Origin of the sequence: Pseudomonas sp. B20(2017), from assembly GCF_002113125.1 — a bacterium.
In the GTDB taxonomy this organism is placed as follows: domain Bacteria; phylum Pseudomonadota; class Gammaproteobacteria; order Pseudomonadales; family Pseudomonadaceae; genus Aquipseudomonas.
The window spans coordinates 443536-465176 of the sequence record NZ_NEJP01000002.1; the positions used below are offsets into that span (position 1 = coordinate 443536).

The following is a 21641-nucleotide window of genomic DNA, read 5'->3' on the forward strand; positions in this document are numbered from 1 at the left end:
GCAGAGCGTGGGAACGATCAGAGCTGAAGTATTTACAGCGTCAGGATCATCTCGTGCCACGCCATCCCGCCGTGGTCGGACTCGGACGGCTTGATGTAGGCAAAACCGAATCCGGCGTACAGCGGGATGTGCCGCTCCTTGCACATCAGGTGAATCGTCGCCTTGCCTTGGGCGCGCATGCGCTCGATGAACTCGCCCAGCAGGCGCTTGGCCAGGCCCAGGCCTTGATAATCCGGGTGCACCACCACAGACATGATGACCACGTTAGGCCCGGCCGGGTCGTGGCCGATCAATTCCTTGAACGCCTCGTCCGACATCTGCACATCAAACGTCGCGCCGGAGTTGATGAAGCCGGCCACCTGCCCGTCCACCTCGGCGACGATGAAACCGTCCGGCCAGGTGGCGATGCGCGTGGCGATCTTTTCGCGGGTCGCGGCTTCATCGCCCTCGTAGGCGAGGGTTTCGATGGCGTAGCAGCGGTCCAGGTCGGCGGCGGTGACGTGGCGGATGACGGTGTTCATGGCGGCTCGAAATCAGTGGAAACAAGGCGGCCAAGGATAAAGGAATAAGGTGTTCATATCGATCCGCGCGGGGGGCGTAAAGCCTGCGTATAAGCGCTTTTCTTCGGATTCGGGACGGTCTATTTCTGACGCCTGTCTCTGATCACCCGAGGGGGGAACCGTTTATGAGCAGCGTGGAAATCGGTTTGTTGATGGTATTGGGCATCAGCTTCTTCGGCTTCATTACCCTGGGCATCGACCTGTTGCGGGCACGACGGGTCAAGGGCAAGTAAGGCTCGAACGGCAGCGCGAAGCGGGTTCGCGCTGCCGCTCAGCTGTCAGGTTTTCTTTTCCACCGGGACGCAGATTTCCAGCTTGCCGGTATTGTGCTTCGGGTTGAAATCGGCGCTGTAGCGCTCCAGCTCCGGGGCGTTGAGCCCCTTGTAATCAGACGCCGGCAGCCAGGTGTTGTAGATGTAATCAATGGTCTGCGGCAGAAGATCCAGCGAACCCTTGTGTTCGAACACCGCGTACTGGCGCGGCAGGACTTCGATCCACGGATATTTTTCCTGCGGGAACTCGTCGAGCTTGCTGATCTCGACGCCGGCCATGTAGTCAAACCCGCCGTTACCGTCGAAATTGCTGCAAACACCGTAGGTTACTTCGCCCTTCTGCCCCGGAATATTGCCGATGTGCGGGATCAGTTTTTCCCACAGCGCGGGGATGTCTCGAACAGTCTCTTTGGTAAAGCGATCGCGAAAACCTGCAATCAGCAGGAAGTGTCCATGTTCGAAGCGAGGTTCAGCCACTTCGACGCGTTTTTGCTCATCCATGACTCGACTCCTGGAACAAAAAAGTGGGTTCGGCTGCAAGTATAGAAGCCAAACCCGATTCGCAAGGTTACAACGTGTGCAGCATGTCGGAGGCACCGGAACCCACGAATTCGTTGTAGCCGGATACGATCACGTAGACCGCGAAATAGCAGAAGATCGCCGCAGATGCCAGGTAGGAATAGCGCAGCAGCTTGTCGCCCAGCAACTTGCCGCCATGGCTCGCGGCGAAGCACAGGCCTGCCGACCACAACAGCCCGGCGCAGAGGAAACCACCGAGAAACAGCGCCGAGCTCAAAGGACCGCCGCCACCGGATCGGGCGATCAAGGTGCCGCCCACTGCCGCGAACCAGAGGATGGCGCTCGGCGACGACATGGCGAGAAAAATCCCACGGAAGAATTCCTTGCGATGGGAGTTCTGGCCGACCTCGGCGGTCGCCGCCAATTGCGCTTCGTGGTGGATCGCCGAATAGATCATCTTCGCCGCGAAGTAGATCAACAGCGCCGAACCACCGATCCACAGCACCCAGCGCACGGTTTCGTATTGCAGCAGAACGGTCATTCCGGCCAGCGCCAGCACCGCGTAGATCAAGTCGCCGACACAGGTGCCGAGCCCCAGCGCGAAGCCCTGAAAATAACCGCGCTGCATCGCCAGGGTGATCATCGCGATGTTGGCCACGCCGATATCCAGGCACAGCGAAAGGCTCAACAAAAAGCCGCTGGTGAATTCCATCTACCGATTTCCTTGGGAAAAATTGTTTGTACTCAGGGGCTGGACAGTCCGCCATCGCTGCCCTTATCTTCCGCCACAGGTCACCGCAGTGACCAGCGTCGCTCGGACGGTTCCGGGCGCTTACGTTATCCGAGGCAACAATGGCTGAACAAGGTTCGCCGCGCCGCTTTGCGCGCATAGATCGACTCCCCCCTTACGTTTTCAACATCACTGCCGAGCTGAAGATGGCCGCCCGACGTCGTGGCGAAGACATCATCGACTTGAGCATGGGCAACCCCGACGGCGCCACGCCGCCGCACATCGTTGAAAAACTGGTGCAGGTTGCACAACGCGAAGACACCCACGGTTACTCCACGTCCAAGGGCATTCCGCGCCTGCGTCGGGCGATTTCCAACTGGTACAAGGAACGCTACGAGGTCGAGATCGACCCGGAAAGCGAAGCCATCGTCACCATCGGTTCCAAGGAAGGCCTGGCGCACCTGATGTTGGCGACCCTGGATCAGGGCGACACCGTGCTGGTGCCGAACCCGAGCTACCCGATTCACATCTACGGTGCCGTGATTGCCGGCGCCCAGGTGCGGTCGGTGCCGCTGGTGCCGGGCGTGGACTTCTTCGCCGAACTGGAACGGGCGATTCGCGGTTCGATCCCGAAACCGAAGATGATGATCCTCGGCTTCCCGTCCAACCCCACCGCGCAATGTGTGGAACTGGATTTCTTCGAGCGGGTGATCGCCCTCGCCAAACAGTACGACGTACTGGTGGTGCACGATCTGGCCTACGCCGATATCGTCTACGACGGCTGGAAAGCCCCGTCGATCATGCAGGTGCCGGGCGCCAAGGACATTGCGGTGGAGTTCTTCACCCTGTCCAAGAGCTACAACATGGCGGGCTGGCGCATCGGTTTCATGGTCGGCAACCCGGAACTGGTCAGCGCCCTGGCGCGGATCAAGAGCTACCACGACTACGGCACCTTCACCCCGCTGCAGGTGGCCGCGATTGCTGCGCTGGAAGGTGATCAGCAATGCGTGCGCGACATCGCCGAGCAATATCGCCAGCGCCGCAACGTGCTGGTCAAGGGCCTGCATGAGCTGGGCTGGATGGTCGAGAACCCGAAAGCCTCGATGTACGTCTGGGCGAAGATTCCCGAAGCCTACGCGCACCTCGGCTCGCTGGAATTCGCCAAGAAACTGCTGGCCGAGGCCAAGGTCTGCGTCTCGCCGGGTGTCGGCTTTGGTGAGTACGGCGACGATCACGTGCGCTTCGCATTGATCGAGAACCAGGACCGGATTCGCCAGGCAGTACGCGGGATTCGCGGGATGTTCCGGGCGGATGGCCTGGCACCGAAAACAAGCGGTTGACGCAAAACCTGTGGGAGCGAGCTTGCTCGCGATGAGGCCGTCACTGCAACAAAGAGGTTGGCTGGACCACCGCTATCGCGAGCAAGCTCGCTCCCACAAAGATTTGTGGATTCCGTGAAAAGTCATCACCCACAAAAAAACCGCATCGCTGCGGTTTTTTTGTGTCTTGCGTTCGGGTTAAACGAACAACGACAACAACAGAATAAAGCCCAGACCCACCACCGACAGGATGGTTTCCATCGCCGTCCAGGTTTTGAAGGTCTCGGCCACAGTCATGTTGAAATACTGCTTCACCAGCCAGAAACCGGCGTCGTTGACGTGGGACAGAATCAGCGAACCGGCACCGGTGGCCAGCACCAGCAGCTCACGGTTCACGCCCGGGATCATCCCGACCACCGGCACCACGATGCCCGCGCCAGTGATGGTCGCCACGGTGGCCGAACCGGTCGCGATGCGGATCACCGCCGCCACCAGCCACGCCAGCAGGATCGGCGAGATTTGCGCGCTGACCGCCATGTGGCCGATCACGTCGCCCACGCCGCTGGTCACCAGCATCTGCTTGAAACCGCCGCCGGCACCGATGATCAGGATGATCGCGGCAGTCGGCGCCAGGCTCGCATCGAGCCATTTAAGCATCTGCTGAGAACCGATGCCCTGCTTGTAGCCGAAGGTGTACAGCGACAGCAGCAATGCCAGCAGCAGTGCCGAGATCGGGTGACCGATCATGTCCATCCAGGTGCGGAAGAAATGACCGTCCGGCAGCGCCACGTCAGCGAAGGTTTTCAGCAGCATCAGGAACACCGGCAGCAGCACGGTGACCAGGGTGATGCTGAAGCTTGGCAGATCCTGCGAGTCCGACTCACGCGCCAGTTGATCGACCAATTCCTGATTCGGATGACCCGGAATGTGCTTGGCGATGAACGTACCGAAGATCGGGCCGGCGATGATGGCGGTCGGCAGCGCGACGATCAGACCGTACAGAATGGTCTTGCCAATGTCGGCACCGAATACGCCGATGGCCAGCAGCGGACCCGGGTGCGGCGGCACCAGACCGTGCACGGCGGACAGGCCGGCGAGCAACGGGATACCGATCTTGATGATCGACACGCCGGTGCGGCGAGCGACGATGAACACCAGCGGAATCAGCAGCACGAAGCCGATTTCGAAGAACAGCGGAATGCCCACCAGGAACGCGGCAAACATCATCGCCCACTGCACCTTGTCCTTGCCGAACGCGCGGATCAGGGTCTGGGCGATCTGATCGGCACCACCGGATTCGGCCATCATCTTGCCGAGCATCGTGCCCAAGGCGAGGATGATGCCGACAAAACCGAGCACGCCACCGAAGCCGTCCTGGAACGCCTTGATGATGGTGCCGATCGGCATGCCGGACGTCAGGCCGAGGAACGCGGCGGCGATGGTCAGGGCAATGAAGGGGTGAATCTTGAATTTGGTGATCAGGACGATGAGTCCGATCACCGTGACCACTGCATCTAGCAGCAGGTAGGCGTCATGGGACATGCCAAACATGAGGGGGTGTCTCCTGGTTTGTTGTTGTTATTAAAGCGGGTTAATCAGAAGCCGTAAGGACAGCGCTATCTTCGCAATCACACTCATACCGCCTGTTTCAGGCCATGGGCCTGCCACCAGACGTGGGCTTGCGACGCCAGTTCTTCAACGCTGTGGATCGAAGCATTCAGGGCCAGGGTCAACGGCTCGCCTATCGGCGATTCGAGGGTGGCGAACTGGCTTTCGATCAAGGTGGCCGGCATGAAGTGGCCCGGGCGATGGGAAACGCGGTCGGCGGCGACTTCAGGCGTCAATTCGAGGAATACGAAGCCCAGGCCCGGCAAGGCGCTGCGCAGGCGTTCGCGGTAAATGTGCTTGAGGGCCGAGCAGGTCAGCACCGGGCGTTCGCCCAGGGCGTCGACGCGACGCAGTTCGTCGCACAGGCTGTCGAGCCAGCCGGCACGGTCTTCGTCGTTCAGGGGGATCCCCGCGCTCATCTTTTCGATGTTCGCGGCCGGATGGAAAGTATCGCCTTCAATGGCAGTGGCGCCGCTCAATTGGCACAGGGCCTCGCTGACGCACGTCTTGCCGCAACCGGCAACGCCCATGATGACCAGGGCGGTGATGGGATGATTCATGTAACACCTCAGCGCGCAGACAGCGCTACCTTTGCTAGCTATGACTCTAGTGCACAGGCAGAAGTTGCCGACGCCTTCTTGTCGTTTTTTTGGGTTGCAGCAGGTTTTGTCGATACGCCAAAAAGCGAGGATCAGGCAGGACCTCGCTTACGCATTTGCAGCTGCATAAGGACAGCGCTACCTTAGTGCCTTGATTTTTGTTTGGCAAGCCGCCCGATGACCACCCCTAAAAACGATAAAAACACCCGCACCACCGGCCGTCCCACCCTCAATGAAGTCGCCCGTCTGGCCGGCGTCAGCCCGATTACCGCCTCCCGCGCCCTGCGCGGTGTCAGCACGGTTGCCACCGAGCTTGTGGAAAAAGTCCAGAAAGCCGCGCTGGAACTCAACTATGTGGTCAACCCCGCCGCCCGCGCCCTGGCCTCGGCCCAGAGCCATTCGGTGGTGGTTCTGGTGCCTTCGCTGTCCAACCTGCTGTTCATCGACACCCTGGAAGCCATTCATCGGGTGCTCACGCCGAAGGGCTTCGAAGTGCTGATCGGCAACTTCCACTATTCCCGCGACGAAGAAGAAAACCTGCTGCGCAACTACATGGCCTATCAGCCACGCGGCTTGTTGCTGACCGGCTTCGACCGCACCGAAAGTTCGCGGCGGATGATCGAGGCCAGCAACATTCCCTGCGTGTACATGATGGAACTGGACAGCGCCGCCGGGGTGAACTGCGTCGGTTTCTCCCAGCTCAGCGCCGGCGAAACCGCAGCCGAGCATTTGCTGTCCCGTGGCCGCAAGCGTCTGGCGTACATCGGCGCGCAGCTTGATCAGCGCACCCTGCTGCGCGGTGAGGGCTTTCGCAAGGCGCTGCAAAAGGCCGGTCGCTACGACCCGGATCTGGAAGTGCTGACCCCGCGTGCATCGTCCGTAGGCTTGGGCGGCGAGTTGTTCCTGCAATTGCTGGCGGCACATCCGGACGTCGATGCGATCTTCTTCGGCAACGACGACCTGGCTCAGGGCGCCTTGCTCGAAGCGCTGCGCAACGAGATCAGGATCCCCGAGCAAGTGGCGATCCTCGGCTTCAACGACCTGCCGATGTCGGAGCACATGGTGCCGCGCCTGAGCAGCATCAACACCCCGCGTGAAGCCATCGGCCGGCGTGCGGCGGAGCAGATGCTGACGCTGATGGCCGGCAACAGCGTGGCGCGGCCGGTGGAGGACATGGGTTTCGAGCTGAAGATTCGCGAGAGCACCTGACCCCGCATCACTCCCGGACTTTGATCGTTCCCACGCTCCGCGTGGGAATGCAGCCCGGGACGCTCTGCGTCCCTTCCAGAGCCGGACGCAGAACGTCCATTGAGGCATTCCCACGCGGAGCGTGGGAACGATCAACCGCCTAATGATCACTTCCCAAGGAACTCCACTAGCGCCAGCGCGCCCTTCTGCAACGGCTGGCTCTTGAGCCACACCGCGTGCACCGGCAGCACCAGGCCGTTTTCGATGTTGCGAAAATTCAGGCGTTTCAGCCGTCCGCTATCGAGCCAGGGCTGCACCACCGACAGCGGAAAATTGCCCCAGCCCAACCCCGCCTCGACCATCTCCAGTGCCGTCTCCAGGTTGTCGGTGCGCCAGTGGGATTCGGCCACCAGCGGCCGCGTTTCGCTGATCGGCAAGTCGCGGCTGCCGACAACGATCTGCCGCACATGCACCAGATCCTCGAGAAACAGATCCTGCCCCTGCAACAACGGGCTGTCCGCTGCCAGCGTGGCGATCATCCGTTCGCTGCCGACAAACTGAAACCGTTCCAGCACATTCACGCTCAACCCGGCGAATGCCAGGCACACGCTGATCCGACCGCTGTGGAGCATCGCCAGCACATCATCCTGCGGCGCAGTCAGCACTTCGATGTCGAGCAGCGGATGGCGCTCGCTGATGTCCTTGATCGCCGTCAGCAACCGTCGCCGGTCGATATCCGCCGCCACGCCGATCGACAATTTGCTCTCCAGCCCCAGCGACAACTGCACCGCGTGCACCTGCAATTGCTTGAGCTGATCGGCGATCAACCGCGCATGGGGCACCAGCGACAGCGCCATTGCCGTGGGTTGCGGTTCGCGGTGGCTGCGATCAAACAACGAGTAGCCGAGCTCCGCCTCCAGATTGCCGATCGCCATGCTCACCGCCGACGGGACTTTGCCCAATGCCCTGGCAGCGGCGGAAAACGAGCCGCGCTCGATCACGGCGAGAAACAGCTCGATGCTTTCGCTGTTGAAATTCACTTCACTTACCTATCAATAAAACTGAAAGCTTCTGACTTTTTCTGTCACCTCTATTGAAGCTATCTTTCGTCGCCTTCGCCAGTCCCACTGGCCACAAGTCGCAAGAAAGAGGCAACTCCCCATGCAAGGCGTCAAACGCAAACTGGTCTATGTGTCGCTCTACGAAGTGATCGGCATGACCTTCTCGGCCCTCGGCCTGGCCCTGTTGTCCGGCACCTCGCCCGGCAGCACCGGCCCGCTGGCGGTGATCATCACCACCATCGCCGTGACCTGGAACTTCATCTACACCTCGCTGTTCGAGCGCTGGGAAAGCCGTCAAGTGTCGCGCACCCGCACGGTGAAACGGCGCATCGCCCACGCCGTCGGCTTCCAGCTGACGCTGATCGTGTTCCTGATTCCGCTGATCGCGTGGTGGATGAACATCAGCCTTGTGCAGGCCTTTTTGCTGGATCTGGCGCTGATCGTGTTCATCCCTTGCTACACCTTCGCCTTCAACTGGCTGTTCGATAAAGTGTTCGGCCTTCCGGCCTCGGCATTGCCGGATCCGCAGCCCGCGACATAAATCGTTAATTGGTAAGCAGATATTGCAAGAAATCGGCGGTTTTTCCGCGTCAACCGCCGATATAAACAATCCTTGATTTCCGATAGCAGGCTAAGCTTTTCCATCAATAAAAAATGGATCAGCCCATGACTGCACACGCCCCCGCCGCACAACGCGACGGCATCGACCCGATACGCGCCGCACAGATTTCCGCCCGCATCGACCGCCTCCCGGCCGTCGCCACAATCTGGCGGCTGGTGGCGCTGCTGTCGATCGGTGGTTTCTTCGAACTCTACGACCTGTTCCAGACCGCCTATATCAGCCCCGGGCTGATCCGCGACGGCATCTTTGCCACCGGCAATCAGGGCGTGTTCGGTTTCTCCGATCAGGCCGCGTTTGCCTCGGCGACGTTCCTCGGCCTGTTTCTCGGCGCCAGCCTGCTCAGCCCTTTGGCGGATCGATTCGGGCGGCGCGCAATCTTCACCTTCGCGCTGGTCTGGTACACCGTGGCCACGGTGCTGATGGGTGTGCAGAGTTCGGCGCTGGGGATCATCTGCATGCGCTTTCTGGTGGGCATCGGCCTCGGCATCGAGCTGGTAACCATCGACGCCTACCTCTCGGAACTGGTGCCCAAACGCATGCGCAGTTCGGCGTTTGCCTTCGCGTTTTTCGTGCAGTTTTTGTCGGTGCCGGCGGTGGCGCTGATGTCCTGGTGGCTGGTGCCGCAGGCGCCGTTCGGGGTGTCCGGCTGGCGTTGGGTGGTGCTGGCGAGTGCGGTGTTTGCGTTGTTCATCTGGTGGCTGCGCAAACGTCTGCCGGAGTCGCCGCGCTGGCTGGCGCAACATGGCCGCTTCGATGAGGCGAACCGGATTCTCGATGGCATCGAGGCGCGCTACGAGAAAGATCACCGCCAGCCACTGGACGCACCGGAAGCCGTGGCAGTCGACGTCGAAGGCAAGGGCCGTTTCGCCGATATCTGGCAACCGCCCTACCGCCGCCGCGCGCTGATGCTGATCGTCTTCCACATTTTCCAGGCCATCGGTTTCTTCGGCTTCGGCAACTGGCTGCCGGCGTTGCTTTCCGGTCAGGGCGTCAGCGTCACGCACAGCCTGATGTACGCGTTCATCATCACCCTCGCCTACCCGCTCGGGCCGCTGCTGTTCGTCAAATTCGCCAACCGTTTCGAGAACAAATGGCAGATCGTCGGCTCGGCCCTCGGCGCCATGACCTTCGGCACCTTGTTCGCGCTGCAGACCAGTGCCTTCGGCCTGATCTTCTGCGGTGTGATGATCACCTTCTGCAACGCCTGGCTGAGCTTCAGTTATCACTCTTATCAGAGCGAACTGTTCCCCACCAACATCCGCGCCCGGGCGGTAGGGTTCTGCTATTCGTTCAGTCGTTTGTCGACGGTGTTCAGCAGCCTATTGATCGGTTTGTTCCTCGATCATTTCGGCACGCCGGGCGTGTTGGCGTTCATCGTTGTCAGCATGCTGATCGTGATGCTGACCATCGGTTATTTCGGCCCCCGCACCCGCAACCTGGCGCTGGAAAACATCGCCCATCGCTGACGGACAACGGTCATCCTCTGCCGCCCAGCGGCAAGGGATGACCGCTTTGCCTGTTCACGCAAAATCACAAGCATTTGAAATAAAAGGACTTATTTGGTGGGCACGGTATTTGCTGCCAAGGACTGACAGTCATTACCTACAGGTTCTCTCATCATGTTGGTCAGTGCAAAACAACAACAAATCATTCATCTGCCCAAGCAGTTGAATGATGACGCCACCTCCACCGCCGCAGCCGGACTGCAAGGCGGACTGCACGGGGCGATGCTGCAAACCCTGCAAAACCAGGCCCAGGCGCAAACCGCCGAAGCCACCGCCAAAGTGCAAGAGTCGGCCACCCAGCTCGCCACTCAGCAAGTCAGCGAAGCCACGCGCATCAGCGACAACGTCGACGAGGCATTTGCCAAGACCCGTGTCGCCCTGCAAACCTCCGATACCTCGCCGACCAAATCCTCAGGTTCATCGGCCCTGGACGAGTTCAAGGACTACATGAGCAAAACGCCGGAACAGCGTGTGCGCGACAGTATCCTGAAAGAGATGGGCCTGACCGAAGACGATATCAAAGCCATGCCGCCGGAGAAACAACTGGCCATCGGCAAAGAGATCGCCGAGCGCCTGCAGGACAAGATGAAGCTGGCTGAAGCCGAGAAGCAGAACAAACAAGACGCCAACTCGGCCAAGATCAGCGACGAGTCGGCGGACAAGTTTCTCGCCGCACTCTGACTGCTGCCGCTTGAATCGGATTAAACACTGACACCTGTGGGAGCGGGCTTGCCCGCTCCCACAGGTTTTCGGATGTTGCGTAAAGTCAGTTCAACTGCAACGTCTCGTTGAACTGGCTGATCGCATCCACCACGTGCCGCGAACCCTGTTGAATCTCGCGGATCGCATCCCCCGCCTCGTTCGCCAGTTCCACGCCGAGCCCGGTGCGGCTCAGGCTCGACTGCATGCTCGACACTGCGCTCAATGACAACTCATGGTTCTTGCGCACCACATCGACAATCTCCAGGGTCGCCTGGCTGGTCCGCGCCGCGAGGCTGCGCACTTCGTCCGCCACCACGGCAAAACCACGCCCGTGCTCACCTGCCCGCGCCGCTTCGATGGCCGCATTGAGCGCCAGCAGGTTGGTCTGATCGGCGATCCCGCGAATGGTCTGGACGATGGTGCCGATGATGTCCGACTGCTTGCTGACCGCATCGATGCTCAGCGCCGCTTCGTTGAGGTCGCGGGAAATGTCCTGAATGATCTGCACCGTTTGCTGCACGACCTGTGAGCCTTTTTGCGCGCAGGCGTCGTTTTGTACCGAGGTGCTGTGGGCCGATTCCGCAGCAGTCTGCAAGGTGGTCATCTGGTGGGTGATGTCGCTGGCGAACTTCACCACTTTGTACAACCGGCCCTTGGCGTCGAACAGCGGGTTGTACGAGGCTTCGAGGTAAACGGTTTGCCCGGACTTGTTCTTGCGCTCGAAGCGGTGCGAGTGATATTCGCCGCGATTGAGCGATGCCCAGAACGCCTTGTACTGCGCGGACTCGGCCTCGACCCGGTGACAGAACAGGCTGTGATGATGGCCGACGATTTCGTTGAGCGAGTACTGCATGGTCTTGAGGAAGTTGTCGTTGGCCGTGATCACATTGCCTTCCGGGGTGAACTCGATCACTGCCATCGAGCGACCGATCGCGGCCAGCATGCTTTCCTCTTCCTTTTCCTTGTTCACTCGCGCCGTAATGTCCGACGCCACTTTGATCACACTGCGGACTTGTTTGTCCGGGCCATACACCGGCATGTAACTGGCTTCGAGCCAGATCTCCCGGCCACTCTTGTTCAAGCGCAGGAAAGTTCCGCTGATGGGTTCACCCCGGGCCAGGTCACGCCACAACTTGGCGTATTCCTCGCTGCGATAGAACTCTTCTTCACAAAAGATCCGGTGATGCTTGCCACGCACTTCTTCGGCGCTGTAGCCCATGGTCTTGCAGAAGTTCTCATTGGCATCCAGCACGATGCCTTCGGGAGTGAATTCGATCATTGCCATCGAACGGCTGATCGCCGCCAGCTTGGCGTTGGCTTCGGTCAGGGCACAGCTGAAACGTTCGATTTCCTGCAGATCAGCCTTGTGATGTAGGTTGAACATGTTTCTATCACCTTCCGCGCGTTCTTTTGATTTGATGAAAGTTCAGGTCTTTCAGAATCCACCACTACGTTCCACAGAACAGGCACACGCCTTCCTCCACGGGAGGAAGTTGTCAGGTGATAAACGATGATTAATCAAAGAGTCCATGCAGCGACGCTCTAATCAAGACATCCTTTTCTTGATAGCCCGCGGGCGGGCCATTCCTAACATGCAGAAGAACTTCCATTTAAAAAACAGCTCCTTGTCGGTCAAGTGTCGGTGCCTTGGATTGCGCACTCTGGCAGCTTTGAGATCGGTAACTGCTAGCGGTCGAACCACACTGAAGGCGTTCGACATAGTTAGTTATGAATGAGCATAGACAGCGCAATGCTTTGCGCAAGGCCACTAGTCGGCCAGCATTGAGTGAATTCGGACAGGAAGCGGACGAGAAACGGTTCAGCGAATGTGTTTTGTTTGATTTACCGCTTTCGCGAGCAAGCTCGCTCCCACAGGTGTTGCGCTTGCCTGAACATGCGCAGGACTCTGTGGGAGCGAGCTTGCTCGCGAAGACGGAGTGACAGCCGCTACAGAAATATCGGAAAAGAACTACAGACTCCCGCTCACCTTATTCGCCACATCTCCCGGCACCCAAGGCGTCCACACTTGCGGTTGATCGCGCAGAAACGCTTCGGCCACCTGGCGTGGTTGCTGGCGCTTTTCGCTCATCCCGGCCAGAGTCTGGTTCAGCAGATCAATCGGCAAATCGACTTTCTCAAAGAACGTCACCAGCTCCGGGTACTGCGCCTTGAACGGCGCCGACACGCCAATCGCCAGGCTCGCCGGCATCGAGCGGGTGCCTTTCGGGTTGGGATTGTTGGCATCGGCCAAGGTTTTCCAGGCTTCGGCGTCGAATGGCGGCTCTTCCAGCTTCACCAGTTTGAAGCGACCGAGCAGCGGCGTCGGCGACCAGTAGTAGAACAGCACCGGTTTGCCGCGTTTGATCGACGACGCCACCTCGGCATCCAGCGCAGCGCCGGAACCGGTGCGGAAGTTGACGAAGCTGTCGTTCAGCGCATACGCCTTGAGCTTCTGACTGTTGACGATCTCCGAAGTCCAGCCGGTCGGGCTGTTGAGGAAACGCCCACGGCTCGGGTCTTCCGGATCCTTGAACACATCCTTGTAGCGCGGCAGGTCGGCCACCGATTTCAGTTCCGGCGCCAGCGGTTTGATCCCGCGCTCCGGGTCGCCCTTGATCACGTATTCCGGCACCCACCAGCCTTCGGTGGCGCCCTTCACGGTGTCACCGAGGCCGAACACTTTGCCCTCGGCGGCAGCCTTGACCCACGCCGGACTGCGCCCGGCCCACTCTTCGCCGATCACTTGAATATCGTTTTTCGCGAGCGCCGCTTCGAGGCTGACGGTGCTGCCCGGCAGCGTATCGGTCGGGTATCCGTAGCCTTTTTCGACGATCAGGCGCAGCACTTCGGTGATGAAACTGCCGCTTTCCCAGGTGATGTCACCGAAGTGGATCGGCGCTCTCGTTTCCGCGGCGACAACGTGCCCGGCTGTCAGGGTCAGGGCCAGCAGCGAACTGCCGAGCAGGGTTTTGATTGATCTCATGCGGACCTCTTGTTCTGGGAGGAAATCAGGGTCTGGTTGGCGCTGTGGCGGTTGCACAGGGCCTGGGAGCGGGTCATGTACAGGCTCACCGAGCGCTGGGAAATGCCCAGTTCGGCAGCGATTTGCGGGTAGGTCAGGCCGTCGATGCGGGCCAGCAGAAAGGTCGAGCGCACCTTGCCCGGCAGGCGCTGGAGCGTCCGGTCCAGTTGCTTGAGGCTCTGCGACAGGTCGGCGAGCTCTTCGGGAGACGGCGCATGATCGAGGTCGCCCTGTTGCAATTGGTGCAGATGCCGACGCTCCAGATCGCCCCGCCGCCAGCGCCCGTACAACAAGCGTTGGGCGATGGTGGTGAGCAAGGCGCGGGGTTCGCGAATGGCGGTCAGGCCCGGGGCTTCGAGCAGTTGCGCGAAGGTTTCGGCGGCAATGTCTTCGGCGCTGGCCGCATCATTCGATCGCCGACGCAGACGTGTGCACAACCACTGGTAATGGTCGCGAAACAACGTGTTCACATAATTGCGATGGGATGAGTCGGCGCCGGACATGGGGGCTCCTTGATAAAGGGTCGCTGAATGTCCGGTCGTCCGGTGGCGCGATCCTAGCAAGGTGCCTTATGCGTTAAAAATACTTAAAAAGAATTTTTATATTCCATTAGTGAATTATAAGAAACCGCTAACGCAAGCGGCCATAACCCAGTTCTTCGGCCTCGCGCTGGTAATCCAGCAGGACGAGGTAATCGCTTTCGCTGGCGGGCAATACTTCGGGCAAACCGAGGATGCGGGCCACATCGGGTAGGTCTTGAAGGCTGCGATTCATCGCCCGGCGCAGGTGATCGATCTGTTCGTCCGTCGTGCTGGCCGAAGTGATGAAGGGTAAGGTCGGGCTGAACGCACTGCGTGCCACCACCCGCAATCCGCTGACCTCTTCGACGGCGTACTGCGCCAGATATGCGAAGGTCACGCTGTCGATGGCCGCCAGATCAGCAAGGTCTTCGCGCAACCAGCGCAGGCTATCGCGGTGACCGCCACTGATGCCGACCGAGGCGAAAAACTGCCCGTCCCGGTGCAACGGCGCCAGACGCTGACGAAACAGGTTCATGCCGCTATTGGAGTCTTCGCTGTTGATCACTCCGCGACTGTCAAAGAACTCCGCCAGATTGCGACGCGGATCATCGGCGCGGGCAAGGATCAGGCTGCAATGATTGCCGGCGCTGGCGTCCGGCAATTCGTAGCGCGGACGGCCGACAATCCTGACCTGCCCGCGTAGTGCGGTCATCAGCGGATAGCCGCAGGTCTGGGTCAGCAGCAACTCAGGCGAGCGCCAGAGTTCCAGCAGCGACAGGCCATCGGCATCGAGCCGCGAACGGCCCAGGTGTTCGAGAATCCGCGCCAGCCACTGCTCGTTCGCCGCGCGGATCGACTCGGGGGCGATGTACATCAACAGCTCTGCGTAACCTGACGTCATGGTGGCCTCAAATAAACGGATGCTGCGGGCTGTCGATCGGTTTGATGCCGTGCCGGCGCCACAGTTGCCCATACCCTTGCACCACAAAACCGCCGCTGCGCGCCACCCATTGCTCTCGGCGCATGCGATAAGCCTCGGGCAAGTCGTACCACGAAAGCTTCGGCAAGTCGTGGTGCACCAAATGAAAATTCAGGTTCAGGAACAGCCAGCGCCACGGCCATCCAGCTTCGTTGAGCACCGTACGCTGTTCCGGTTGTGTGTGCGGCCGGTGTTCATAGTAGGAGCGAACCATCGCAATCGACAGCGCCGGGACGCTGATCAAAAACAGGTAATGCCAGATCGGCAACACGCTGTAGCGGGCGATGAAAAACAGCATCAGCACGGTCAGGGCGCCGTGGCTCAGCCACATCAGCCAGGCCTGGCGCTCACGGTTTTTCAGGCGTTGCAGTTCTTCACCCGCCAGCGCCAGCAACGCCAGCGGCGCACCAAGAATGAATCGGCCCAATACGGTCTTGTTCAGCCAGTGCAGGCTGCGCTCGAACAGCGAACTGCCCTGCCAGCGTTCGGCACTCAGGTAACGGCTTTCGGGATCGACGCCGGGGATCGTCAGCTCTTCATCGCGATGGTGCTGCAAATGGCTGTCGCGATAGAGCGTGTACGGATACCACACCGCAAATGGTGCATAACCGAGGACTTTGTTGACGAAGGTCCAGCGCGTCGGATGACCGTGGAGCAGTTCGTGCTGCACCGACAACCACAGCACCAGCAACGGAATCAGCAGCAGTGTGCTCCACCAGACGCCGAGCCGCTCGCTGCCCAGCACAATCGCGAACCAGCCGCCGTACACGCCGATCAGCAGCAGCCAGGTCGGCCACTCGGTGCGGGCGGTGAAGCGCTGGCGCAGGGTTTCGATCTGTTGGCGATGGGTATCGTCGAAATAATGAGGCATGGCATGGCTCGGAACGAGGGTCTGATCGTTCTGTGCAACACCAACGGGAAATCTTGCAGATTATTTTTGCAGGCTGTTTTGAAGGACAAGACGGGAGCCCGGATCCGGGCTCCCGAAAGGCGTGATCAATGGCCAAAGATGTCGACTTTTTTCGCCCTTTTCTCGTGGCGTTTCTCGATGGCGGTCTTGGCCGGTTTCTTCTTCGCGGCTTTTTTCGAATCCATACCTTTGGACATGATGCGTACTCCACTCAGAGGGGATGTGAGATCAGGTATACACCTATCCCGGCGAGCACGTTGTTTTATAATCCACGGCTTTTGCACCGGCAGTCCGATTCATGACCGACATCCGTTACAGCCAGCTCGACGACCTGTCCTGGCCCTTGCTGAACAAGTTTTACCGCCAGCATCAATCGTCGATGAAAGCGGTGCGCGAGGCGCAATTGTGGGTGGCGCGGCGGGAGGAAATCGTGGCGGCGTTGTGTCTGCGGCCGGTGTCCGGCGGGCATTGGCTGACCGGGCTGTTCGTTGATCCGGCGTGCCGAGAGCAAGGCATTGCTGCGCAGTTGATCGCCGAAGCGGTGAAGGGCGTCGAGGCGCCGGTGTGGCTGTTCTGCCATCCGGACCTGCGTGGTTTCTACGAGCGGCGCGGCTTCACTTTCGACCCCGCCCTGCCACAGGCCATGGCCGAGCGCTTGAGCCGTTATGCGCGGAGCAAGCCGATGATTGCCATGGAGCTTTTTGAACGCCGGTGATCCCTGTGGGAACGAGCTTGCTCGCGAATGCGGTCCATCCGCTGCGAATAAATTGGCTGACATTCCGCTATCGTCGGAACGCCGCCCGGAGCAAGCTCGCTCCCACAGGTTCAGTCGTCAGCGTTGGGATCGAGATCCGGAAACATCACTTCGGTGAAACCGAACTTGCTGAAATCGGTAATGCGCGACGGGTACAACCGCCCGATCAGGTGATCGCATTCATGCTGCACCACCCGCGCATGGAACCCCGAAGCCACACGCACAATCGGCTCGCCCTTGGGGTCGACGCCTTCGTAACGAATCTGCTGGTAACGATCCACCGCACCCCGCAGGCCGGGCACCGACAGGCAACCTTCGAAGCCCTCTTCCATCAGCGGGCTGAGCGGCGTGATCAGCGGATTGATCAGGATCGTCTGCGGCACTGCTTCGGCGTCCGGGTAGCGTTCGCTGTGCTCGAAACCGAAGATCACCAGTTGCAGGTCGACGCCGATCTGCGGCGCAGCCAGGCCGACACCGCCGACGCTTTCCATGGTCTGGAACATGTCGTCGATCAGTTGCCACAGCTCCGGACTGTCGAGCATCTCGGCGGGCACTGGCGGGGCGATGCGCAGCAGGCGTTCGTCGCCCATCTTCAGAATTTCACGGATCATGATCAGGCTTCGTCTGTGTTCGGATCGAGCGAATGATCGCGCCCAAGTCCGGAAACGTGTTTTTTGGGATGTTCATCGAGTTCGCCGGGGACCTTCTCGCCCGGATCCTTGCCCTCGCTGGACATGTGTTCGATCACCGCATTCATCTCAGCGCCGAGCAACAACACAGCAGCGGAAATGTAGAAATACAGCAGCAGCACGATGATCGCACCGATGCTGCCATACATGGCGTTGTAGTTGGCGAACGTCTTGACGTAGAACGCGAAACCCAATGACGCGATGATCCACACCACCACCGCCAGCACCGAGCCCGGGGTGATGAAACGGAACTCCTGTTTGACGTCGGGCATCACGTAGTAGATCAGCGCCACGGCCACCATCATCAGAATAACGATCACCGGCCAGCGGGCGATGGTCCACACCGTGACGATGAAATCTTCCAGCCCGACCTGCGCGGCGATCCAGCCCATCACCTGCGGACCGAGCACCATCAACGCTGCGGCCACAAGCAGCATGCCGGCGATGCCGACGGTATAGAAAATCGACAGCGGGAAGCGCTTCCAGATGGGCCGCCCCTCGACCACGTCATAGGCAGCGTTCATCGCGCTCATCATCAGGCGCACGCCGGCGGACGCGGTGTACAGGGCGATGACGATACCGACCGAAAGCAGACCGCCCTTGGATTGCTGCAGTTGATCGATCACCGGGTTGACCTGCTCCAGCGCCTGGGGCGGCAATACCAGTTCCGATTGCAGGCGCAGCCAGGAGAAGAAGTCCGGCAGGTGCAGGAAACCGATCAGGGCAATCAGGAACAGAATGAACGGGAACAGCGAAAACAGCATCTGGTAGGCCAGTGCCGAGGCATAGGTCGACATCTCGTCGTCCATGAACTCGGTGACGGTGCGCACGATGACCCGGTGCAGGGGCAGGCCTTTCATGTCGGGGAAAATCATTCGCGTCTCCTTTCGCCGCAAAACAGGTTGAAGTCGTGGCGACTCAGGGGCCGTTTTTCTCTCATCAAAGTAGCTTACCTGGCGACTTTGAAACACAGGGATCCGTGACTTGATGTGAACAGGATACAGAAACGGCCATCCTTGGATGGCCGCTTCGTTGTTTCGTTCAAGGCTCGATCAAGCCTTGTCGACGCCTTTTTTGACGGCATCCTTGGCTTTGCCCACTGCTTGCTGGGCTTCACCTTTCTTTTCCTGCAGTTTGCCTTCGGCTTGCAGCTTCTGGTTGTCGGTGGCTTTGCCGACACCTTGCTTGACGTTGCCGACCGCTTCATTGGCCATGCCTTTCACTTTATCGCCTGTGCTGCCCATGGTGTTTCTCCTTGGAACATTAACGGGGAAAGTCAGTACGTAATGATTGACTGGCCCGGTTTGCGCCAAGTTTCATTTATTTTCAGGGCTTCATTTCGTCGCGGCATGCAGGTTGGGCTTTATGTTTGCGAGCGTACCCCCGAGAATGCCCAGCATAAGGGCGCCATGCGCCACAGAACCGATCCCGCAGGAATGTTATGAAACTCGATAAAAAGCAGGCCATCGCCCGTCGCAACCAGGAACTGGGCGGTGCCGTGCTCGGCACCAATAACTGCCACTTCGCCGAACTGAACCGCAACCGCAACATCTGGTGGTTCGACTTGCCGGTGTCGCGCCTGGCGATCGGTCAATACGAGTGGATTCACCTGTTGATGCACACCCCGGCCACCGACGAGCTGCTGCACCTGAAAGTGCCGACCGTGTTCCTGCGTGAGAAGCTCGAAGGCCTGGTGATCCGCAACGAAGGCAAACGCAAGGCAGCCCTGAGCCTGGAACTGAGCGCCGACAAGGACTCGTACCTGCAGGACATGCGCCCGGCAGGCACCAATGTGAACTTCGCGCCGTTCCGCCAGTAAACCCTATGATCGTTCCCACGCTCTGCGTGGGAACGCTGCCCCGGACGCTCCGCGTCCAGCACGGCAGGGACGCAGAGCGTCCCGGGATGCGTTACCACGCGGAGCGTGGGAACGATCAACAGTGAACCGCCAACAAAAAGCCCCGCATCTGCGGGGCTTTTTGTTTTACGCGGCGCTTTTCGCCTTGATCTTCTTCAGCTCTTCGTCGCGCAGTTCGCGACGCAGGATCTTGCCGACGTTGGTGGTCGGCAGCGCATCGCGGAACTCCACGGAACGCGGCACCTTATAGCCGGTGACGTTGGCGCGCATGTGCTCCATCACCTGTTCCTTGGTCAGGGTGACGCCCGGTTTGGCGACGATGAAGATCTTGATTGCCTCGCCGGATTTTTCGTCCGGGATACCGATGGCCGCGCACTGCAACACGCCCGGCAAGGCCGCCAGCACGTCTTCCAGCTCGTTCGGGTACACGTTGAAACCGGAAACCAGAATCATGTCTTTCTTGCGATCGACAATGCGCATGTAGCCGTCCGGCTGGATCAGCGCGATGTCACCGGTCTTCAGCCAGCCTTCGCTGTCGAGCATTTCATCGGTGGCTTCCTGACGCTGCCAGTAGCCCTTCATCACTTGCGGGCCCTTGACGCACAGCTCGCCGATTTCGCCCAGCGGCTGCTCGACACCGGCATCGTCGATGACTTTGCACAGGGTCGACGGCACCGGAATGCCGATGGTGCCGATCTGGATGTTCTGGATCGGGTTGACCGTGGCCACCGGGCTGGTTTCGGTCATGCCGTAACCTTCGCAGATCGGGCAACCGGTGACCGCTTTCCAGCGCTCGGCTGCTGCCAGTTGCAGGGCCATGCCGCCAGACAGGGTGACTTTCAGCGCCGAGAAGTCCAGCTTGCGGAAACCTTCGTTGTTGCACAGGGCCACGAACAGCGTGTTGAGGCCGACGAAGCCGCTGAACTTCCACTTCGACAGCTCCTTGACCATCGCCGGCAAGTCACGCGGGTTGCTGATCAGGATGTTGTGGTTGCCGATCAGCATCATCGCCATGCAATGAAAGGTGAACGCATAGATGTGGTACAGCGGCAGCGGGGTGATCAGGATCTCGCAACCTTCATTGAGGTTGGAACCCATCAGCGCCTTGCACTGCAGCATGTTGGCGACGAGGTTGCGATGGGTGAGCATCGCGCCCTTGGCCACGCCGGTGGTGCCACCGGTGTATTGCAGCACCGCGACGTCACCGCTGTCCGGGTTGGCTTCGGCGACTGGCTGGCCCTGCCCCTTGCTCAGCACGTCGTTGAACTTGACGGCTTTTGGCAGGTGATAGGCCGGGACCATTTTCTTCACGTACTTGATGACGCTGTTGATCAGCAGGCGCTTGATCGGCGGCAGCAGGTCGGCGACTTCGGTGACGATGACGTGTTTGACGCCGGTTTTCGGCACCACGGCTTCGGCCAGGTGCGCCATGTTCGCCAGGCACACCAGCGCCTTCGCACCGGAGTCGTTGAATTGGTGTTCCATTTCCCGCGCGGTGTACAGCGGGTTGGTGTTGACCACGATCAGCCCGGCGCGAATGGCACCGAAGACGGCGACCGGGTACTGCAACACGTTGGGCAGTTGCACGGCGATTCGATCACCGGGCTGCAAATCGGTATGCTGTTGCAGATAAGCGGCAAACGCACCGGACAATTCGTACAGTTCACCGTAGGTGATGGTCTTGCCCAGGTTGCTGAACGCCGGTTTGTCGGCGAAGCGTTGGCAGGATTGCTTCAACACTGCCTGAATATTCGGGTACTCGTCTGGATTGATGTCGGCAGCAATTCCAGCGGGGTACTTATCCTTCCAAAAGTCTTCGATCATGGAAGCCCACTCCTCAGCAACGCGAATTCAGCACCGCATTTGATGCGATTATTATTGGTGTTTGTTTATTGGTGAGTCTGGCTTTTTACAAGGCCGAGAAGTCACAAAGCGCGCCGAGAGTAGCAGCTTTGCCAAGGGTCGACTAGAGCCAAAAGCGGCCCCTACAGTCATTTTCATGACTCAAGAACCACTGGCAGTCATTTTAGAGCAAAAATCCTATAACACCTTGAAAGTCCCGGTTTTCGGGGTCCTGAAACAAAAATCGCGAGCAGGCTCGCTCCCACAGGATCATTAGTGAACCTGTGGGAGATTCTATGGTTGAGGGGCAACCCTCAACTTGCTTTCGGCTGGTATTCGCTCTGCCCCTTTAGTAGTGCGAATACGACCCGAGCAAGTTTA

22 protein-coding genes and 1 pseudogene are annotated in these 21641 nt (G+C 59.7%); 7 read left to right on the top strand and 16 right to left on the bottom strand.

The annotated features are described in order from the left end of the window. Positions 1-32: 32 nt before the first annotated feature. From CAF63_RS05155 to CAF63_RS05165, 3 genes are all read right to left on the bottom strand, one after another. Positions 33-521, bottom strand: a complete 489-nt coding sequence (locus tag CAF63_RS05155) for a GNAT family N-acetyltransferase (protein WP_085683642.1) — start codon at positions 519-521, stop codon at positions 33-35. A gap of 317 nt (positions 522-838) precedes the next feature. Then, complete coding sequence (locus tag CAF63_RS05160; protein ID WP_085683643.1) at positions 839-1333, bottom strand: GyrI-like domain-containing protein; 495 nt, start codon at positions 1331-1333, stop codon at positions 839-841. Between the two features lie 67 nt (positions 1334-1400). Continuing rightward, entirely contained in the window at positions 1401-2063 is a 663-nt protein-coding gene (locus CAF63_RS05165) for a LysE family translocator (RefSeq protein WP_085683644.1), read from the bottom strand. A 140-nt stretch (positions 2064-2203) separates the two neighbouring features. On the opposite strand from CAF63_RS05165, the gene alaC reads away from it, so the two are divergent. After that, positions 2204-3421: an alanine transaminase gene (gene alaC / locus CAF63_RS05170; RefSeq protein ID WP_085683645.1), complete on the top strand. Its 1218-nt coding sequence runs from the start codon at positions 2204-2206 to the stop codon at positions 3419-3421. A gap of 177 nt (positions 3422-3598) precedes the next feature. Here alaC and CAF63_RS05175 read toward each other — a convergent pair whose 3' ends face one another. Both CAF63_RS05175 and CAF63_RS05180 read right to left on the bottom strand, forming a co-directional pair. Continuing rightward, a complete protein-coding gene (locus tag CAF63_RS05175; protein WP_085683646.1) occupies positions 3599-4951 on the bottom strand; it encodes a GntP family permease in 1353 nt (450 codons plus the stop codon). 83 nt (positions 4952-5034) lie between these two features. After that, positions 5035-5568, bottom strand: a complete 534-nt coding sequence (locus CAF63_RS05180) for a gluconokinase (RefSeq protein WP_085683647.1) — start codon at positions 5566-5568, stop codon at positions 5035-5037. A 216-nt stretch (positions 5569-5784) separates the two neighbouring features. Between CAF63_RS05180 and CAF63_RS05185 the strand changes: the two genes are divergently transcribed. Then, the gene (locus CAF63_RS05185; RefSeq protein WP_085683648.1) at positions 5785-6816 is read left to right on the top strand and encodes a LacI family DNA-binding transcriptional regulator; all 1032 of its coding nucleotides are present in this window, start codon (positions 5785-5787) and stop codon (positions 6814-6816) included. A gap of 146 nt (positions 6817-6962) precedes the next feature. Here CAF63_RS05185 and CAF63_RS05190 read toward each other — a convergent pair whose 3' ends face one another. Further along, positions 6963-7835, bottom strand: a complete 873-nt coding sequence (locus CAF63_RS05190) for a LysR family transcriptional regulator (protein WP_085683649.1) — start codon at positions 7833-7835, stop codon at positions 6963-6965. Between the two features lie 121 nt (positions 7836-7956). On the opposite strand from CAF63_RS05190, the gene CAF63_RS05195 reads away from it, so the two are divergent. The 3 genes from CAF63_RS05195 (at position 7957) to CAF63_RS05205 (ending at position 10664) form a co-directional block, all read left to right on the top strand. Beyond that, on the top strand, positions 7957-8397 hold the full coding sequence (locus CAF63_RS05195; RefSeq protein ID WP_064598890.1) for a PACE efflux transporter: 441 nt from the start codon (positions 7957-7959) through the stop codon (positions 8395-8397). A gap of 125 nt (positions 8398-8522) precedes the next feature. Then, on the top strand, positions 8523-9944 hold the full coding sequence (locus CAF63_RS05200; RefSeq protein ID WP_085683650.1) for an MFS transporter: 1422 nt from the start codon (positions 8523-8525) through the stop codon (positions 9942-9944). 153 nt (positions 9945-10097) lie between these two features. Next, positions 10098-10664 carry a hypothetical protein gene (locus tag CAF63_RS05205; protein ID WP_085683651.1) on the top strand — a complete coding sequence of 189 codons (567 nt, stop codon included), beginning with the start codon at positions 10098-10100 and terminating at the stop codon, positions 10662-10664. An 85-nt stretch (positions 10665-10749) separates the two neighbouring features. Here the strand turns inward: CAF63_RS05205 and CAF63_RS29160 are convergent, their stop codons facing one another. From CAF63_RS29160 to CAF63_RS05230, 6 genes and pseudogenes are all read right to left on the bottom strand, one after another. Beyond that, positions 10750-11289, bottom strand: coding sequence for a methyl-accepting chemotaxis protein (locus CAF63_RS29160; RefSeq protein WP_371320920.1), 540 nt, complete (start codon positions 11287-11289; stop codon positions 10750-10752). A 9-nt stretch (positions 11290-11298) separates the two neighbouring features. Continuing rightward, a pseudogene (locus tag CAF63_RS29165) lies at positions 11299-12069 on the bottom strand (PAS domain-containing protein); the annotation flags it as partial. Positions 12070-12654: 585 nt separating this feature from the next. Beyond that, positions 12655-13668: an ABC transporter substrate-binding protein gene (locus tag CAF63_RS05215; protein ID WP_085683653.1), complete on the bottom strand. Its 1014-nt coding sequence runs from the start codon at positions 13666-13668 to the stop codon at positions 12655-12657. After that, positions 13665-14210, bottom strand: a complete 546-nt coding sequence (locus CAF63_RS05220; protein ID WP_085683654.1) for a sigma-70 family RNA polymerase sigma factor — start codon at positions 14208-14210, stop codon at positions 13665-13667. Before CAF63_RS05220 ends, CAF63_RS05215 begins: the two co-directional genes overlap by 4 nt. Before the next feature lie 127 nt (positions 14211-14337). Next, complete coding sequence (locus tag CAF63_RS05225; protein ID WP_085683655.1) at positions 14338-15129, bottom strand: phosphate/phosphite/phosphonate ABC transporter substrate-binding protein; 792 nt, start codon at positions 15127-15129, stop codon at positions 14338-14340. 7 nt (positions 15130-15136) lie between these two features. Next, the gene (locus CAF63_RS05230) at positions 15137-16078 is read right to left on the bottom strand and encodes a fatty acid desaturase (protein WP_085683656.1); all 942 of its coding nucleotides are present in this window, start codon (positions 16076-16078) and stop codon (positions 15137-15139) included. 337 nt (positions 16079-16415) lie between these two features. Here CAF63_RS05230 and CAF63_RS05235 point away from each other — a divergent pair, with 337 nt between their 5' ends. Further along, the gene (locus tag CAF63_RS05235; RefSeq protein WP_085683657.1) at positions 16416-16832 is read left to right on the top strand and encodes a GNAT family N-acetyltransferase; all 417 of its coding nucleotides are present in this window, start codon (positions 16416-16418) and stop codon (positions 16830-16832) included. 110 nt (positions 16833-16942) lie between these two features. Here CAF63_RS05235 and def read toward each other — a convergent pair whose 3' ends face one another. The 3 genes from def to CAF63_RS05250 form a co-directional block, all read right to left on the bottom strand. After that, positions 16943-17482, bottom strand: coding sequence for a peptide deformylase (def, locus tag CAF63_RS05240; RefSeq protein WP_007951144.1), 540 nt, complete (start codon positions 17480-17482; stop codon positions 16943-16945). Between the two features lie 2 nt (positions 17483-17484). Next, a complete protein-coding gene (locus CAF63_RS05245; protein ID WP_085683658.1) occupies positions 17485-18435 on the bottom strand; it encodes a YihY/virulence factor BrkB family protein in 951 nt (316 codons plus the stop codon). A gap of 177 nt (positions 18436-18612) precedes the next feature. Then, positions 18613-18804: a CsbD family protein gene (locus CAF63_RS05250; protein ID WP_085683659.1), complete on the bottom strand. Its 192-nt coding sequence runs from the start codon at positions 18802-18804 to the stop codon at positions 18613-18615. Positions 18805-19001: 197 nt separating this feature from the next. On the opposite strand from CAF63_RS05250, the gene CAF63_RS05255 reads away from it, so the two are divergent. Beyond that, a complete protein-coding gene (locus CAF63_RS05255; RefSeq protein WP_007951149.1) occupies positions 19002-19379 on the top strand; it encodes a hypothetical protein in 378 nt (125 codons plus the stop codon). A 165-nt stretch (positions 19380-19544) separates the two neighbouring features. Here the strand turns inward: CAF63_RS05255 and fadD1 are convergent, their stop codons facing one another. Then, the gene (gene fadD1 / locus CAF63_RS05260) at positions 19545-21242 is read right to left on the bottom strand and encodes a long-chain-fatty-acid--CoA ligase FadD1 (RefSeq protein ID WP_085606558.1); all 1698 of its coding nucleotides are present in this window, start codon (positions 21240-21242) and stop codon (positions 19545-19547) included. Positions 21243-21641: the final 399 nt, after the last annotated feature.